This is a genomic window from Enterovirga rhinocerotis, from assembly GCF_004363955.1.
Taxonomy (GTDB): Bacteria; Pseudomonadota; Alphaproteobacteria; order Rhizobiales; family Beijerinckiaceae; genus Enterovirga; species Enterovirga rhinocerotis.
In genome coordinates this window covers 203,991-218,588 of sequence record NZ_SNZR01000017.1, presented here as the reverse complement: position 1 = coordinate 218,588, position 14,598 = coordinate 203,991, and the positions used below count along the sequence as shown (strand labels likewise).

The following is a 14,598-nucleotide window of genomic DNA, read 5'->3' as shown; positions in this document are numbered from 1 at the left end:
TATAAGCCGCGCTGATCCATTTTTGTTCTGATCCGATAGGCCTGCCCGCGATGCTCGGTGCCCTCGCAAAGAAGATTTTCGGCTCGGTCAACGACCGGCGCCTCAAGACCTACGCGCCGAAGGTCGCGGCCATCAACGCGATGGAGCCGCAGATCGCGGCGCTGTCGGACGAGCAGCTGCGGGCCAAGACCGACGAGTTCAAGGCGCAGATCGCCGCCGGCAAGAGCCTCGACGACATCCTCGTCCCCGCCTTCGCCGTCGTCCGCGAGGCGGCCAAGCGCACGCTCGGCCAGCGTCATTTCGACGTCCAGCTCATCGGCGGCATGGTCCTGCACGAGGGCGCCATCGCCGAGATGAAGACCGGCGAGGGCAAGACGCTCGTCGCGACGCTCGCAGTCTATCTCAATGCGCTCTCGGGCAAGGGCGTGCATGTCGTCACGGTCAACGACTATCTCGCCCGCCGCGACAGCGAGTGGATGGGGCAGATCTACCGCTTCCTCGGCCTCACCGTCGGCGTCATCGTGCATGGTCTCGACGACGACCAGCGGCGCGAAAGCTATGCCTGCGACATCACCTACGGCACGAACAACGAATACGGCTTCGACTACCTGCGCGACAACATGAAGTACGAGCTCGCGCAGATGGCTCAGCGCGGGCACCATTTCGCGATCGTCGACGAGGTCGACTCGATCCTGGTCGACGAGGCGCGCACGCCCCTCATCATCTCGGGTCCGCTCGACGACCGGTCCGACCTCTACATGGCCATCGACCAGGTCATCCCGAAGCTCGTCCGCGAGGATTACGACCTCGACGAGAAGCAGCGGACGGTGAACCTCACGGAGGCCGGGAACGAGCATATCGAGGAGCTGATGCGCGAGCACGGCATCCTCAACGAGGGCACGCTCTACGACGCCGGCAACGTCACGCTCGTCCACCACGTCAACCAGGCGCTGCGGGCGCACAAGCTGTTCCACAAGGACAAGGACTACATCGTCCGCAACGACGAGATCGTCATCATCGACGAGTTCACCGGCCGCATGATGCCGGGACGGCGCTATTCCGAGGGCCAGCATCAGGCCCTCGAGGCGAAGGAGCGCGTCACCGTCCAGCCCGAGAACCAGACGCTCGCCTCGATCACCTTCCAGAACCTGTTCCGGCTCTACAGCAAGCTCGCCGGCATGACCGGCACGGCGGCGACGGAGGCGGACGAGTTCGCCGAGATCTACAAGCTCGAGGTCGTCGAGATCCCGACCAATCGCGGCGTCTCGCGCATCGACGAGGACGATCAGGTCTATCGGACGGCCGAGGAGAAATACAAGGCGATCGTCGAGGAGGTGGGCAAGGCCCATGCCCGGCTGCAGCCCGTGCTCGTCGGCACGGCCTCGATCGAGAAGTCGGAACTCCTCGCCGAACTGATGGTGAAGGCCGGCTACAAGATCATCGACTTCGCCGATCCGGCGGCGGTCGAGAAGCTCTACGAAGGCGCCCGCACGGGCCGGCCGACCAAGCAGTTCGCCGTGCTGAACGCCCGCTTCCACGAGCAGGAGGCCTATATCGTCGCCGAGGCGGGCGTGCCGGGCGCGATCACGATCGCGACCAACATGGCCGGCCGCGGCACCGACATCAAGCTCGGCGGCAATATCGAGATGCGGCTCGAGAAGGAGGGCGTGGCGGCCGATTCCGAGGCGGCGGACGCCATCCGCCGCGAGATCGAGGCCCACCGCGAGGTGGTGCTGAAATCGGGCGAGCCGGCCGATCCCGCAGCCGGGCGCAAGAACCCGATGCCGGGCGGCCTCTACATCATCGGCACCGAGCGCCACGAATCCCGCCGCATCGACAACCAGCTCCGCGGCCGGTCCGGCCGCCAGGGCGATCCCGGCCGGTCCGCCTTCTACCTGTCCCTCCAGGACGACCTGATGCGCATCTTCGGGTCGGACCGCATGGACGGGATGCTGGTCAAGCTCGGGCTCCAGCCCGGCGAGTCCATCGTCCATCCCTGGATCAACCGCGCGATCGAGAAGGCGCAGCAGAAGGTCGAAGCGCGCAACTTCGACATGCGCAAGAACATCCTCAAGTACGACAACGTCATGAACGACCAGCGCAAGGTCGTGTTCGAGCAGCGCCGCGAATTCATGAGCGCCGAGAGCGTCCGTGACGAGATCGACGAGATGCGCCGCGGCGTCATCGACGATCTCGTGGCGAACCATATCCCCGAGGGGGCCTATCCCGAGCAATGGGATGCCAAGGGGCTCAACGAAGCGGTGCAGAACGTCCTCAATCTCGAATTGCCGGTCGAGGACTGGGCCAAGGAAGAGGGGATCGCGGACGAGGAAATCCGCGAGCGCCTGCGCAAGGAGGCCGATGCCTCCTATGCGGCCCGCGTCGAGAAGAACACGCCGGAGGTGATGAACTACGTCGAGAAGCAGGTGCTCCTGCAATCGCTCGATTCTCTCTGGCGCGAGCACCTCGTCACGCTCGACCATCTGCGGCAGGTCATCGGCTGGCGCGGCTATGCCCAGCGCGACCCGCTGAACGAGTACAAGAGCGAGGCCTTCGATCTCTTCAACCAGCTCGTCGGCCATCTGCGCGAGCAGGTCACGGGCCAGCTGATGCGCGTCGACGTCGTCTTCCAGGATCCGAACGAAGGCGGCGCGGATTTCGCCAACCCGCCGGCCGAGCTGCCGCCGATGTTCGCGCAGCATCTCGATCCGAATACGGGCGAGAACGAGTTCGATGCGGCCCAGGCCTTCGGCTCGTTCGGCGGGCCGGGCTCGGCCTCGTCCCTCGCCTATGGGCAGGCGGTCGCCGGCGATCTCGACGTGCTCGAACGCGACCCGGCCGATCCCGCGACCTGGGGCCGCGTCGGCCGGAACGAAATCTGCCCCTGCGGGTCGGGCAAGAAGTTCAAGCATTGCCACGGCCGCTTCACGGCCTGATCGAGCACCATCGCCCCGCCGGCAGCCGCCTGCGGGGCGCCCTTCCGGGGAGCGCCGAGGGGCCTAAGCTGCGGCCTGTCCGGTCTCGAAGGTGAGCGTGACCTTCATGCCGGGATGGCTCTCGTCGCGGCCCCAATCGGCGCCGAGCTTGACCGCCATGGCCCGCACGATCATGCGGCCGAGCCCCTCTTCGGTGCGCCCGGTCTTCAAGTCGCGCCCGACGCCGTCATCCTCGACGCTGAGGGCGATGCGCCCCGCGTCCCGCTTGACGAGCGAGACCCGGATCGGGCCGCGCCCGTCGGGATAGGCGTATTTCAGCGCGTTCAGCACGAGTTCGGTGACGACGACGCCGACCGCCACGGCCTTGTCGGGACCGACTTCGCAGGGCTCGGCCGCGAGCGTCAGCTCGTCGCCGCCGCCGTCACCCTCCGCCGAGCCGCGCAGATCGTCGACGAGCGTCTTCAGGTACTGGTCGAGCGCGACGGCCTGGACGTCGTCGGAGGTGTAGAGGCGGCGATGGACCTGCGCGACGGCCATCACCCGCCGGTTGGCCGCTGCCAGCGCGGATTTCACGTCCTCGCTCGCCGTCGTCGACGATTGCAGGTGCAGCAGCGCGGCGATGATCTGGAGCGAGTTGCCGACGCGGTGATTGACCTCGCGTATGAGGAGGGCCCGCTCGGCCGCGAGCGCCTCGAAGCGGTCGCGGGCGGCGCGGACCTCGGCCTCCGCCGCCTCCTTCTCGCGCCGCAGCCGGACGCTGCGGATGGCCTGCCCGATGGCGGCCTCGAGGAGATGGATGAACTCCCCGCCCGCCGTCTTCACCACGTAGTCCGAGGCGCCGGCCTTGAGCGCGGCGACGGCGACGGAGCTTTCCTGCGTCCCGGTCACATAGACGACCGGCGGCGGATCGGGCAGCGAGGTGATCTCGCACAGCACCGCGAGCCCGTCCTGCCCGGGCATGTAGTGATCGAGCGCGACGGCATCGAAGGCGCCTTCGCGCAGACGCGCCAGCCCCGCCGCTCCGTCCTGCGCGGTGTCCACGTCGAAGCCCCGGCGGCCGAGGTTCTTCTGGACGAGGCGCGCGAGACCCGGATCGTCGTCGATATAGAGAAGCCGGAGGAGGCTCTCGGTCATGCTGTCTCCGGCACCTGGATGACCGAGAAGAACAGGCCGAGCTGGCGGATGGCGTTCGAGAAGCCTTCGTAGTTCACGGGCTTCGTGATGTAGACGTTGCAGCCCAGATCGTAGCAGCGCTCGATCTCGCGCTGGTCGTCCGTGGTCGTCAGGACCACGACCGGCGTCCGCTTCAGGTGCTCGTTCTCCTTGATCGTCTTGAGGATGTCGACGCCCGTCATGTCCGGCAGGTTCAGGTCGAGGAGGATGAGCAAGGGCCGTCCGACGTTCGACTGGCCCGTTCCGTCGGGCCCGAGCAGGAACGACAGCGCGCTGGTTCCGTCGGGAAACGCGACGATCTCGTTCGTCACGCCCGCTCGCCGGATGTTCTTCTGGATGAGGCGGGCATGGCCCTCGTCGTCCTCGATCATGATGATGGTGACGGGCACGGTCATGCTACCCTCTTGTACTCGGTTTGCGTCCACCGTCTCGGCAGCGTCACCGTGAAAGTGGAGCCTTGACCCGGCGTCGACGTCAAGGTGATCGTACCGCCGAGGCGGCGGACGAGTGCACGGACATGGGCAAGGCCGATCCCCTCTCCGGGGCGGTCCTGCACGCCCGAGCGGCGGAACAGGTCGAAGACGCGGTCGGCGTCGCGGGCGTCGATCCCGCGGCCGTTGTCCCGGACCTCGAAGACGAGCGTCGCGCCGCGGGCCTTGCCGACGATCTCGATCCGGCCCGGAACGCCGTTGCGCAGATATTTCAGCGCGTTGTCGATGAGGTTCGAGAAGACCTGCTCGATCGCGACCCGGTCGCTGACGATCGAGGGCAGCCGGTTGATGGTCACGGTCGCATCGGCCTCGTCGGCCTGGATCGCGAGCGAGCGCTTGATGCCGTCGCCGAGCGCGTCCATGTCGATGCGCTCCGGCGTGAAGTCGCGCCGGCCCTCGCGGGACAGGCGCAGGATCGCGTTGATCAGCCGGTCCATTTTCGAGATCGAGGCCTTGATGAAGCCGATGGCCTCGTCGAAATCCTGCCCGAGCTCCTCGTCCCGCGCTGCGTTCTCCGCGACGCCGGCGGCCTCCTTCAGCTCGTCGAGCCGCGTGAAGAGATCGCCCCGCAGCGCCTCGAGCTCGGTCGTGAAGCCCATGATGTTGACGAGGGGCGAGCGCAGATCGTGGCTGACGATATAGGCGAAGCGCTGGATCTCCTGGTTCGCCTCCACGAGGTCCGCTTCGCGATCACGCAGGTTCGAGGAGGCCCCGACCAGGACACGGCCGACCTCGTTGGCCTCCGCGAGGCCGGTCGCGAGCGGCGTGACGGGCTCGCCCCGTCCGAGGGCGGCGGCCGTGCGGGCGAGCGCGGCGATGGGGCGGGTGATCTGGCGGCCGACATACATCGCCAGCCAGGTCGACAGGGCGGCGATGGCGGCCCCGAGGAGCGCGAAGACGGATAGCGAGCGCCAGAGAGGGGCCCGCAGATCGGCATAGCCGACCTCGACGGCGGCGACGAAGTCGGACAGGCGCGAGCGGGCATAGGCGCCGAAGATCGATCGTCCGTCCGCGGCCGTTCCGTCCCAGGTCCCCTGCGCGTCGCGCGCGTTCTCGCGCATGTCTTCCTTCGCCGTCTGTCCGACGAGGGCGTCCGCGTCGCGCGAGCGTGCCAGGATGAGTCCGCGGCGGTCGATGAGGGAGGCCGTGTAGGCGCCTGCGATGCCGGCATCGGTGAGCACCTGCCGGAGCTGGTCGAGCGGCACGCTGAAGAACAGGAGGTAGGTCAGCTTGCCGTCGATCCGCACGCCGGTCACCGCAAGGATCTGCCGCGTCCCCGTGATCTGGCCGACGATCAGGTCGGTGACGAACGGGCGGCCTCTGTCGAGGGCTGTCCGGTCCAGGGCGATGTTGCTGCGCGGGAGGGAGGCGCCCCATGGCAGCCGGACGTTCATGAGCTGCTGTCCGTCGAGATCGGCCAGGACGGCGACGATGCCCTGACGCTCGAGCAGGATGGAGGCCTGCCTGTGGAAGGCCTCGAAATCGCGCGTCGGCAGATGCGCCGATGTCGACAGGACCTCGAGCGAGGCGAAGATGCCGGTGAGCTCCCGGTCGAGCCCGACGGCGATCGCGCTGGCGAGGTCCGACGCCTCGCGCTCGAAGCGGTTCTGCTCCGCCATGGCGAAGCGCCACAGGACCATGCCGAGAAGGAGCAGGATCGGCAGGATCAGCGCCACCGTGAAGAGCGCCAGATGCCGGCGCACGGACCATCCCGCCCGATCGGCCGTTTCCTGCGGCTCGTCTTGCGATGGGGGCGTCCCGGGGGAGGTCGAAGTCACGTTGTGCGATCCGGACGGGATTTGGCCGAGACGCCAGGGTTTGGCAAGGCTTCGTCCGAAGAGCACCATTGCGAAATGTCGTGGCACGGCGTTTGCCCGCCGACGGATGCAATCAACCGCTTTCGAGGCATGTCCGAGAGAAACCTCACGATCGCCGTCGTCGACTTGAAGCCGGCTCGCGCGGCGGTGGTCGAGGAAGGGCTGCGCGCGGCCGGAATCCAGCGCGTGGTGGTGATCCCCGACACGGCCGACCTGCTGCGGCGCCTCTCCGAGGTCGATCCGGACGTCGTCGTGATGGATCTCGAAAGCCCGAGCCGGGACCTGCTCGAGCAGATGTTCCACGTCTCGCGCCTCGTGGAGCGCCCGGTCGCCATGTTCGTCGACCAGTCCGATGCCTCGATGATGCAGGCGGCGGTGGATGCGGGCATCTCGGCCTATGTCGTCGACGGCTTGAAGAGCGAGCGGGTCAAATCGGTCATCGACGTCGCCATCCTCCGGTTCAACGCCTTCGCCCGGCTCCAGCGCGAGTTGAAGGAGGCGAAGGACGAACTCGCCGCGCGCAAGACCATCGAACGCGCCAAGCACCTGATCATGAAAGCCAAGGCCATCGACGAGCAGGAAGCCTATGCCATGCTTCGCCGCAAGGCGATGAACGAGCAGCGCAAGATCGTCGACATCGCGCAGGCGATCGTCATCAGCCACGAGCTGCTCGGATGATCGAGATCGGGATCGGCTATGTGCCGCTCGTCGATGCGGCCGTGGTCATCGCGGCCGCCGAGCGGGGATTCGCGGAACGGCGCGGGGTCGCGATCCGGCTCGAGCGCGAGGCCTCCTGGGCCACCCTGCGCGACAAGCTCGTTCTCGGCCATGTCGATGCGGCCCATCTCCTCGCCCCGCTCGCCATCGCGACCTCGATCGGTCTCGGGCCGGGACCGGCCCTGCCGCTCACCGCGCCCTTCACCCTGAGCCTGAACGGCAACGCGCTGACGCTGTCGGTCGCGTTGTGGGAGGCGATGGGCCGTCCCGACGGCAGTCTCGATCGGGTGAAGGCGGCGTTCCGGCGGGTCGGCCTCGCGCGGGCGGCAGGCGGACAGCCGCTGATTCTCGCGACCGTCTTCCCCTATTCGATGCACACCTACCTCCTCCGGCGCTTCATCGCCGGCTCCGGACTCGATCCGGACCGCGACGTCCGGATCACGGTGGTTCCGCCCTCCTACAGCGCGGACGCCCTCGCCGCGGGCTCGATCGACGGGTTCTGCGTCGGGGCGCCCTGGAACAGCGTCGCCGTCGCGGCCGGTGCGGGCCGGATCGCGGCGTTCGGGCTCGATCTCATCCCCGACGCTCCGGAGAAGGTCCTCGCCTGGCCACGCGGCCGCATGCCCGATCGCGCGGCCCTCTCCCTCGTCGCGGCCCTGCGCGAGGCGGCCGAATGGTGCGCCGCTCCCGGAAACCGGCCGGACCTCGCCGCGCTGCTGGCGCAGCCACGCCACCTCGCCCTGCCGGCGCCGATGATCCTGCGCACGCTCGAGGGCCGTCTCGCGCTGGGGCCGGGCGAGGAGGATCGCCGCGATCCTGCCTATCTGCGGATCGGCAGGGATATCGGCCGTCCCGAGCCGGACCAGGCGGAGCGGGTTCTGAGCGAGATGACCAAGGCCGGCCATCTCGCCGCCACGCAGGCCACGCTGGCGGCGGCGCGCGAGGTCTTCGACCCGTCTACCTTCGACTGCATCTAAAGGAGGCGCCTGCGCGCCCTTTGTGCAGCGCAGCAGGCCGTTCGCATCAAATCTGCGCAGTCCTGCCCGTCAAATCGACTCGACGAAACACCGATCCGCGCTACGATTACTGCATCTTATTCGCAGTGTTCTTTTCAAACGTCGTCAATGGCGATGACGTTCGAAGACGAGCCGTCAGCAACGCCGCTGAAGGGCCTCCTGTAACCCGGATGATCCGGGCTTCGGAGTGTCGTTCAGCGGCTTTTTTTATTGTCCGAAAGGGATCGAGGCAGATGGTTTCGTTCGATCGTTCGTTCAAACCGAGCCGTCGCGCCGCGCTGACCGGCGCGCTCGCCACGGTGGCGGCCGCGAAGGCGGCCTTCCCCGGCGGCGCCTTCGCGCAATCGGCGGGGCCGGAGGTGAAGGGAGCGAGGCTCGGCTTCATCGCGCTCACCGATGCGGCGCCCCTCTTCGTCGCCAAGGAGAAGGGCTTCTTCGCCAAGTACGGCATGCCGGACGTCGAGGTCCTCAAACAGGCCTCGTGGGGCACGACGCGCGACAATCTCGTCCTCGGCGGCGAGGGCAACGGCATCGACGGCGCCCATATCCTCTCGCCGATGCCGTATCTCATCACGGCCGGGCGCGTGACGCAGAACAATGTCGGCGTGCCGATGCATCTGATCGCCCGCCTGAACACGAACGGGCAGGCCATCTCGGTGGCCAAGGAGTATCTCGACCTCAAGGTCCAGCTCGACGCCAAGGTCTTCAAGGCCGCGATCGAGAAGAAGAAGGCGGCGGGCAAGTCGGTCAAAGCCGCCATGACCTTCCCGGGCGGCACGCACGACCTCTGGATCCGCTACTGGATGGCGGCCGGCGGCATCGACCCCGACAGGGATATCGAGACGATCGTGGTGCCGCCGCCGCAGATGGTGGCGAACATGAAGGTCGGCACCATGGATTGCTTCTGCGTCGGCGAGCCGTGGCCGGCGCAACTCGTGACGCAGGGCATCGGCTACACGGCGCTGACGACGGGCGAGCTCTGGAAGGACCATCCCGAGAAGGCCTTCGCCCTCAGAGCCTCCTTCGTCGAGAAGAATCCGAAGGCGACCAAGGCCCTGACCATGGCCGTGCTCGAAGCGCAGCAATGGTGCGACATGCCGGCGAACCGGGACGAGCTGGCGACCATCCTCGGCAAGCGGCAATGGATCAACATCCCGGCGAGCGACGTCGCCGGCCGCACCAAGGGCACGATCGATTACGGCGACGGCCGCCGCGTCGAGAACAGCCCCTTCATCATGAAGTACTGGGCCGACCACGCCTCGTATCCGTTCCCGAGCCACGACCTGTGGTTCCTCGCGGAGGATATCCGCTGGGGCAAGTTCCCGGCCGATACCGACATCAAGGCGCTCGTCGCCAAGGTGAACCGCGAGGATCTGTGGCGCGAGGCGGCCAAGGAGCTCGGCGTCGCCGCCGCCGACATCCCGGCCTCGACCTCGCGCGGCAAGGAGACCTTCTTCGACGGCAAGGTCTTCGATCCGGGCGATCCCGGCGCCTACCTCGCCAGCCTCGACATCAAACGCATCGCCTGACCCCGACGCCAGCGGTGGAGACCCGCATGAGCACGACAGCCGCCAAGTTCCCGTTCGAGGCCGGGACCGAAACGCTGCCGGCCTCGCCCAGGCCGGCGGCCGCCTCGGCATCCGCACCTCCCCGCGCGCCGGCGGCCTCCCCCGAGCCGCGCCTCACCGCGCTCCTGAAGGTGGCCGGGGCGCGTGTCGTGCCGCCGGTCGCCGTGCTCGCGGTCCTGCTTCTCGTCTGGGAGATCCTGTGCAGCCGCGCGGGGGCGGGCCTGCCGCCGCCCTCGCGGGTCCTGGCGGAGACCTGGGACCTCATCGTCGACCCGTTCTACGACAATGGCGGCACCGACAAGGGCCTGTTCTGGCATATCTCGGCGAGCCTCCAGCGCGTCGCGCTGGGCTTCGCCTTCGCGGCCGTGGCGGGCATCGCGCTCGGTACCCTCGTCGGGCAGTCGGTCTGGGCGATGCGCGGGCTCGATCCGATCTTCCAGGTCCTGCGCACCGTGCCGCCGCTCGCCTGGCTGCCGCTCTCGCTGGCGGCCTTCCGGGACGGGCAGCCCTCCGCGATCTTCGTGATCTTCATCACCGCGATCTGGCCGATCATCATCAACACGGCCGTAGGCATCCGCAACATCCCGCAGGATTACCGCAACGTCGCCTCCGTCCTTCGGCTGAACCAGTTCGAGTTCTTCTGGCGGATCATGATCCCGTCGGCCGCGCCCTACATCTTCACGGGCCTGCGCATCGGGATCGGCCTGTCCTGGCTCGCCATCGTCGCGGCCGAGATGCTCATCGGCGGCGTCGGCATCGGCTTCTTCATCTGGGACGCGTGGAATTCGTCGAAGATGTCCGAGATCATCCTGGCGCTGATCTATGTCGGGCTGATCGGCTTCGTCCTCGACCGGATCGTGGCGCTCGTCGCCGTCTACGTCACCCGCGGCACCAGCGCGCAGTGAGGAGCGGCATCATGGCCTATCTCGACATCTCCGACGTCGGCATCTCCTTCACCCGCTCGGGCAAGACGAGCGAGGTCCTGCAGGGCGTCTCGCTCGGCATCGAACAGGGCGAATACATCTCGATCATCGGCCATTCGGGCTGCGGGAAGTCGACGCTGCTGAACATCGTCGCGGGCCTTCTCAAAGCCTCGACGGGCGGCATCCTTCTCGACGGGAAGGAAGTGAACTCTCCCGGCCCGGACCGCGCGGTGGTCTTCCAGAACCACTCGCTGCTGCCCTGGCTGACGGTCCGCGAGAACGTGGCGCTCGCGGTGGACAAGGTCTTCCGCGGGCGGAAGTCGAAGGCCGAGCGCCGCGCCTGGATCGACGAGAACCTCGCGCTCGTGAACATGCTTCACGCCGCCGACAAGCGGCCCGCCGAGATCTCGGGCGGGATGAAGCAGCGCGTCGGCATCGCCCGGGCCCTCGCGATGGAGCCGAAGTTGCTGCTCCTCGACGAGCCCTTCGGGGCCCTCGATGCGCTGACCCGCGCCCATCTCCAGGATCAGGTGATGGAGATCCATGCGCGGCTCGGCAACACGATGCTGATGATCACGCACGACGTCGACGAGGCGGTGCTGCTGTCGGACCGGATCGTGATGATGACGAACGGTCCCGCCGCGACGATCGGCGAGGTGCTGCCGATCCCGCTCGAGCGCCCGCGCCGGCGGCTCGAACTCGTCGAGGACGCGGTCTACACCCATGCCCGCGCGGCGGTGCTCGAATTCCTCTATGCGCGCCACGCGGCGCCGGCCCTGGCGGCATGAGCCATGTTCGTGGCGTGGACAATTGCGCCGGCATCCTTCTCCCGCCGGGTGAGAAGGACGGTCGGAGCCGCACCATGACCCGGCGCCTCGTCGTCGTCGGCAACGGCATGGTGTCGCTGCGCTTCCTCGAACGGCTCTGCCTCCACGCGCCGGGGCGTTACGACGTCACCGTGATCGGCCAGGAGGCGGCCCCCGCCTATAACCGCGTCCTGCTGTCCGCGCTGCTCGCGGGGGATGTCGACGAGACCGGCTGCAACTTCCGCGAGCGCGGCTGGTACGAGGCGGAGCATATTCGCCTGCGCACCGGCGCGGCGGCCTCCGCGATCGACCGCGCGGCGCGGACGGTGAGCGTCGCCGGCGAGGCGATCCCCTATGACAGGCTGGTCCTTGCGACGGGCTCGACCCCGATCATGCTGCCGAAGCCGGGCATGGACCTGCCGGGCGTGATGGCCTTCCGCGATCTCGCCGATGTCGACCGGATGAAGGCTCTGCGCGGAACCGGCGCGCGCTGCATCGTCATCGGCGGCGGGCTGCTCGGTCTGGAAGCCGCCTACGGCCTCGCCCGGCTCGGGCTCGAGACGACGCTGCTCCACGTGATGGACAAGCTGATGGAGCGCCAGCTCGACCGGCGCGCCGCCGCCATCGTCCGCAAGACCATGGAAGCGAAGGGCGTCCGCGTCGTGCTTCAGGCCGACACGGCGGAGATCGTCGGCGACGGTCGCGTCGAGGCCCTGCGCCTCGCGGACGGGACCGTGATCCCGGCCGATCTCGTCGTGGTCGCGGTCGGCGTCCGCCCGCGCGTCGATCTCGCCCGCGAGGCCGGACTCGCGATCGGCCGGGGCATCCAGGTCGATGACGGCCTCGCGACCTCCGATCCCTCGATCTTCGCCATCGGCGAATGCGCCGAGCATCGCGGGATGGTCTACGGCCTCGTCGAGCCGGGCTACGAGATGGCCGATACCCTTGCAGGCCGCCTCGCCGGCAAGGACCGCCTCTATTGCGGCTCCACCATCGCGACGAGCCTCAAGGTCTCCGGCCTTCCGGTCTTCTCGGCGGGCGAGATCGCGGACGATGCGGGCGGCGAGCCGATCCTCCTGTCCGATCCCGTGGGCGGCATCTATCGCAAGCTCGTGCTGAAGGACGGGCGGCTCGCGGGCGCCCTGCTGATCGGGGATACCGGCGAGGGCGCCTGGTATCGCAGCCTGATCGAGAGCCGCGCGCCCGTCTCCGCGATCCGCCACGACCTGATGTTCGGCCGGGTCGACCTGCCGCAGCCCGAGGCCGCGCCCTCTGAACCGACGCGGATGGCGGCGTGATGAGCGAGTTCAGCTCCGAGCAGAAGACCTATCTCGACGGCTTCGCCTCGGGCATCGCCGCGATGCGCAAGGCGGGCGTCATGCCGGGCCAGCCGGCCGCGACGACGGTCGCCGAGCCGGTCGGGCCGGAGGCCAGCCACCTCAAGGCGCAGGACCGGCAGGTCGCGGCGGGCGGCAAGCTCGTCGACCAGGAGAAGTGGAAGCGCGCCGAAAGCCCCTTCGACGGCTATGCGCGCCTCAAGGCCGAGGCGGATGCGGGCAAACAGCCGAACCCGCAGGACAATTTCCGCTGGCGCTATCACGGCCTGTTCTGGGTCGCGCCGAACCAGACCTCCTTCATGTGCCGGATCCGCATCCCGAACGGCATCCTGAAGCATTGGCAATTCGCCGGGGTCGCCGCCCTCGCCGATGCCCATGGCGGCGGCTATGCCCATGTCACGACCCGCGCGGGCCTCCAGATCCGCGAGATCTCGCCGGAGAGCGCGGCTCCCGTCGTCGAGGGCCTCGTCGATATCGGCCTCACCGCGCGCGGCGCCGGGGCGGACAACATCCGCAACGTCACCGGCTCGCCGACGGCAGGCATCGACGCCCAGGAGATCATCGACACGCGCCCCCTCGCGCGGTCCTGGCATTTCCACATCCTCAACGACCGCTCGCTCTACGGGCTGCCGCGCAAGTTCAACGTCTCGTTCGATGGCGGCGGCGTCCTGCCGGCGCTGGAGGAAACGAACGATATCGGCTTCCAGGCCGTCCGGGTGCTGGACGGCGCGGGGATCGAGCCCGGCCTGTGGATGCGGCTCGTGCTCGGCGGCATCTCCGGCCATCGCGACCTCGCGCGGGATACGGGCGTGGTCTGCCGCCCCGCCGAATGCGACGCCGTCGCGGATGCGATCCTGCGCGTCTTCATCGAGAACGGCGACCGCACGAACCGCAACAAGGCGCGGCTGAAATACGTGCTCGATGCCTGGGGTTTCGAGACGTACCTCGCGGCCGTCGAGGAGAAGCTCGGGCGCAAGCTCGCGCGCGTCGCGCCCGACCACGTCGCGCCGCGCGGCGGCTTCGACCGCGCCGCCCATGTCGGGGTGCACAAGCAGGCGCAGCCCGGGCTGAACTGGGTCGGCGTGACGCTCGATGTCGGCCATCTGACGAGCGACCGGATGCGGGCGCTCGCCGAGATCGCGCGAGAATGCGGGGACGGGGATATCCGCCTCACCGTCTGGCAGAACCTCCTCGTCTCGGGCGTGCCCGATGCGAAGCTCGCCGAGGTCGAGGCCCGCGTCGCGGCGCTCGGCCTGTCGATCCACGCAAACCCCATCCGCGCCGGCCTCGTCGCCTGCACCGGCATGACGGGCTGCAAATTCGCCGCCGCCCACACCAAGGAAGCGGCCCTCGTCATCGCCGCCCATGTCGAGCGGCGGATCGCGATGGACGTGCCGGTGAACATCCATGTCACCGGCTGTCACAATTCCTGCGCGCAGCACTATATCGGCGATATCGGCCTCATCGGGGCCAAGGTTCCGGTCGGCGACGACGAGACCGTGGAGGGCTTCGACATCGTCGTCGGCGGCGGTTTCGCCGACGATCCCAAGATCGGGCGGGAGCTCTTCCTCGGGGTGAAGGCGGAGGACGCGCCGGCCCGCGTCGAGCGGATCCTCGCCGCCTATCTCGCCCACCGCTCCGGTCCCGAAGAGGGCGTCGCGGCCTGGACGCGCCGCCACGAGACCGAGGCGCTGAAGGCCCTCGTCGAGGCCGCGCCGCTTCAATCCCCGCGGATGCTGGAGGCGGCCGAGTGATGGGAGCGCCATTCCGTCATCGCGAGCGCAGCGAAGCAACCCAGATCGGAAACCCAGGCG

The 14,598-nt window shown here is 68.4% G+C and carries 11 protein-coding genes; 8 read left to right on the top strand and 3 right to left on the bottom strand.

Annotated features, from left to right (window positions below; translation table 11 throughout):
• Nucleotides 1–50: 50 nt before the first annotated feature.
• On the top strand, nt 51–2,936 hold the full coding sequence (gene secA, locus EV668_RS22935; RefSeq protein ID WP_133774560.1) for a preprotein translocase subunit SecA: 2,886 nt from the start codon (nt 51–53) through the stop codon (nt 2,934–2,936).
• A 63-nt stretch (nt 2,937–2,999) separates the two neighbouring features.
• On the opposite strand, the gene EV668_RS22930 is transcribed toward secA, so the two are convergent.
• Genes EV668_RS22930 through EV668_RS22920 form a run of 3 tightly spaced genes read right to left on the bottom strand, consistent with a single transcriptional unit; the run spans nt 3,000 to nt 6,303 of the window.
• Nucleotides 3,000–4,070, bottom strand: coding sequence for a sensor histidine kinase (locus tag EV668_RS22930; protein WP_133774558.1), 1,071 nt, complete (start codon nt 4,068–4,070; stop codon nt 3,000–3,002).
• Nucleotides 4,067–4,504 carry a response regulator gene (locus tag EV668_RS22925; RefSeq protein WP_133774556.1) on the bottom strand — a complete coding sequence of 146 codons (438 nt, stop codon included), beginning with the start codon at nt 4,502–4,504 and terminating at the stop codon, nt 4,067–4,069. The genes EV668_RS22930 and EV668_RS22925 overlap by 4 nt, the downstream gene beginning before the upstream one ends.
• Complete coding sequence (locus EV668_RS22920) at nt 4,501–6,303, bottom strand: sensor histidine kinase (protein ID WP_245513380.1); 1,803 nt, start codon at nt 6,301–6,303, stop codon at nt 4,501–4,503. Before EV668_RS22920 ends, EV668_RS22925 begins: the two co-directional genes overlap by 4 nt.
• 204 nt (nt 6,304–6,507) lie before the next feature.
• Here EV668_RS22920 and EV668_RS22915 point away from each other — a divergent pair, with 204 nt between their 5' ends.
• The 7 genes from EV668_RS22915 to EV668_RS22885 all read left to right on the top strand — a co-directional run bounded on the left by EV668_RS22915 (nt 6,508) and on the right by EV668_RS22885 (nt 14,538).
• Nucleotides 6,508–7,095 carry an ANTAR domain-containing response regulator gene (locus EV668_RS22915; protein WP_133774554.1) on the top strand — a complete coding sequence of 196 codons (588 nt, stop codon included), beginning with the start codon at nt 6,508–6,510 and terminating at the stop codon, nt 7,093–7,095.
• Nucleotides 7,092–8,111 (top strand): CmpA/NrtA family ABC transporter substrate-binding protein, encoded by a 1,020-nt coding sequence (locus tag EV668_RS22910; RefSeq protein ID WP_245513379.1) that lies wholly within the window; start codon nt 7,092–7,094, stop codon nt 8,109–8,111. Before EV668_RS22915 ends, EV668_RS22910 begins: the two co-directional genes overlap by 4 nt.
• Before the next feature lie 272 nt (nt 8,112–8,383).
• Complete coding sequence (locus tag EV668_RS22905) at nt 8,384–9,679, top strand: CmpA/NrtA family ABC transporter substrate-binding protein (RefSeq protein WP_133774552.1); 1,296 nt, start codon at nt 8,384–8,386, stop codon at nt 9,677–9,679.
• A gap of 26 nt (nt 9,680–9,705) precedes the next feature.
• Nucleotides 9,706–10,623, top strand: a complete 918-nt coding sequence (gene ntrB / locus EV668_RS22900; protein WP_133774550.1) for a nitrate ABC transporter permease — start codon at nt 9,706–9,708, stop codon at nt 10,621–10,623.
• Between the two features lie 11 nt (nt 10,624–10,634).
• The gene (locus tag EV668_RS22895) at nt 10,635–11,429 is read left to right on the top strand and encodes an ABC transporter ATP-binding protein (protein ID WP_133774548.1); all 795 of its coding nucleotides are present in this window, start codon (nt 10,635–10,637) and stop codon (nt 11,427–11,429) included.
• A 74-nt stretch (nt 11,430–11,503) separates the two neighbouring features.
• Nucleotides 11,504–12,745: an NAD(P)/FAD-dependent oxidoreductase gene (locus EV668_RS22890; RefSeq protein WP_133774546.1), complete on the top strand. Its 1,242-nt coding sequence runs from the start codon at nt 11,504–11,506 to the stop codon at nt 12,743–12,745.
• Nucleotides 12,745–14,538, top strand: a complete 1,794-nt coding sequence (locus EV668_RS22885; protein WP_208111614.1) for a NirA family protein — start codon at nt 12,745–12,747, stop codon at nt 14,536–14,538. The genes EV668_RS22890 and EV668_RS22885 overlap by 1 nt, the downstream gene beginning before the upstream one ends.
• Nucleotides 14,539–14,598: the final 60 nt, after the last annotated feature.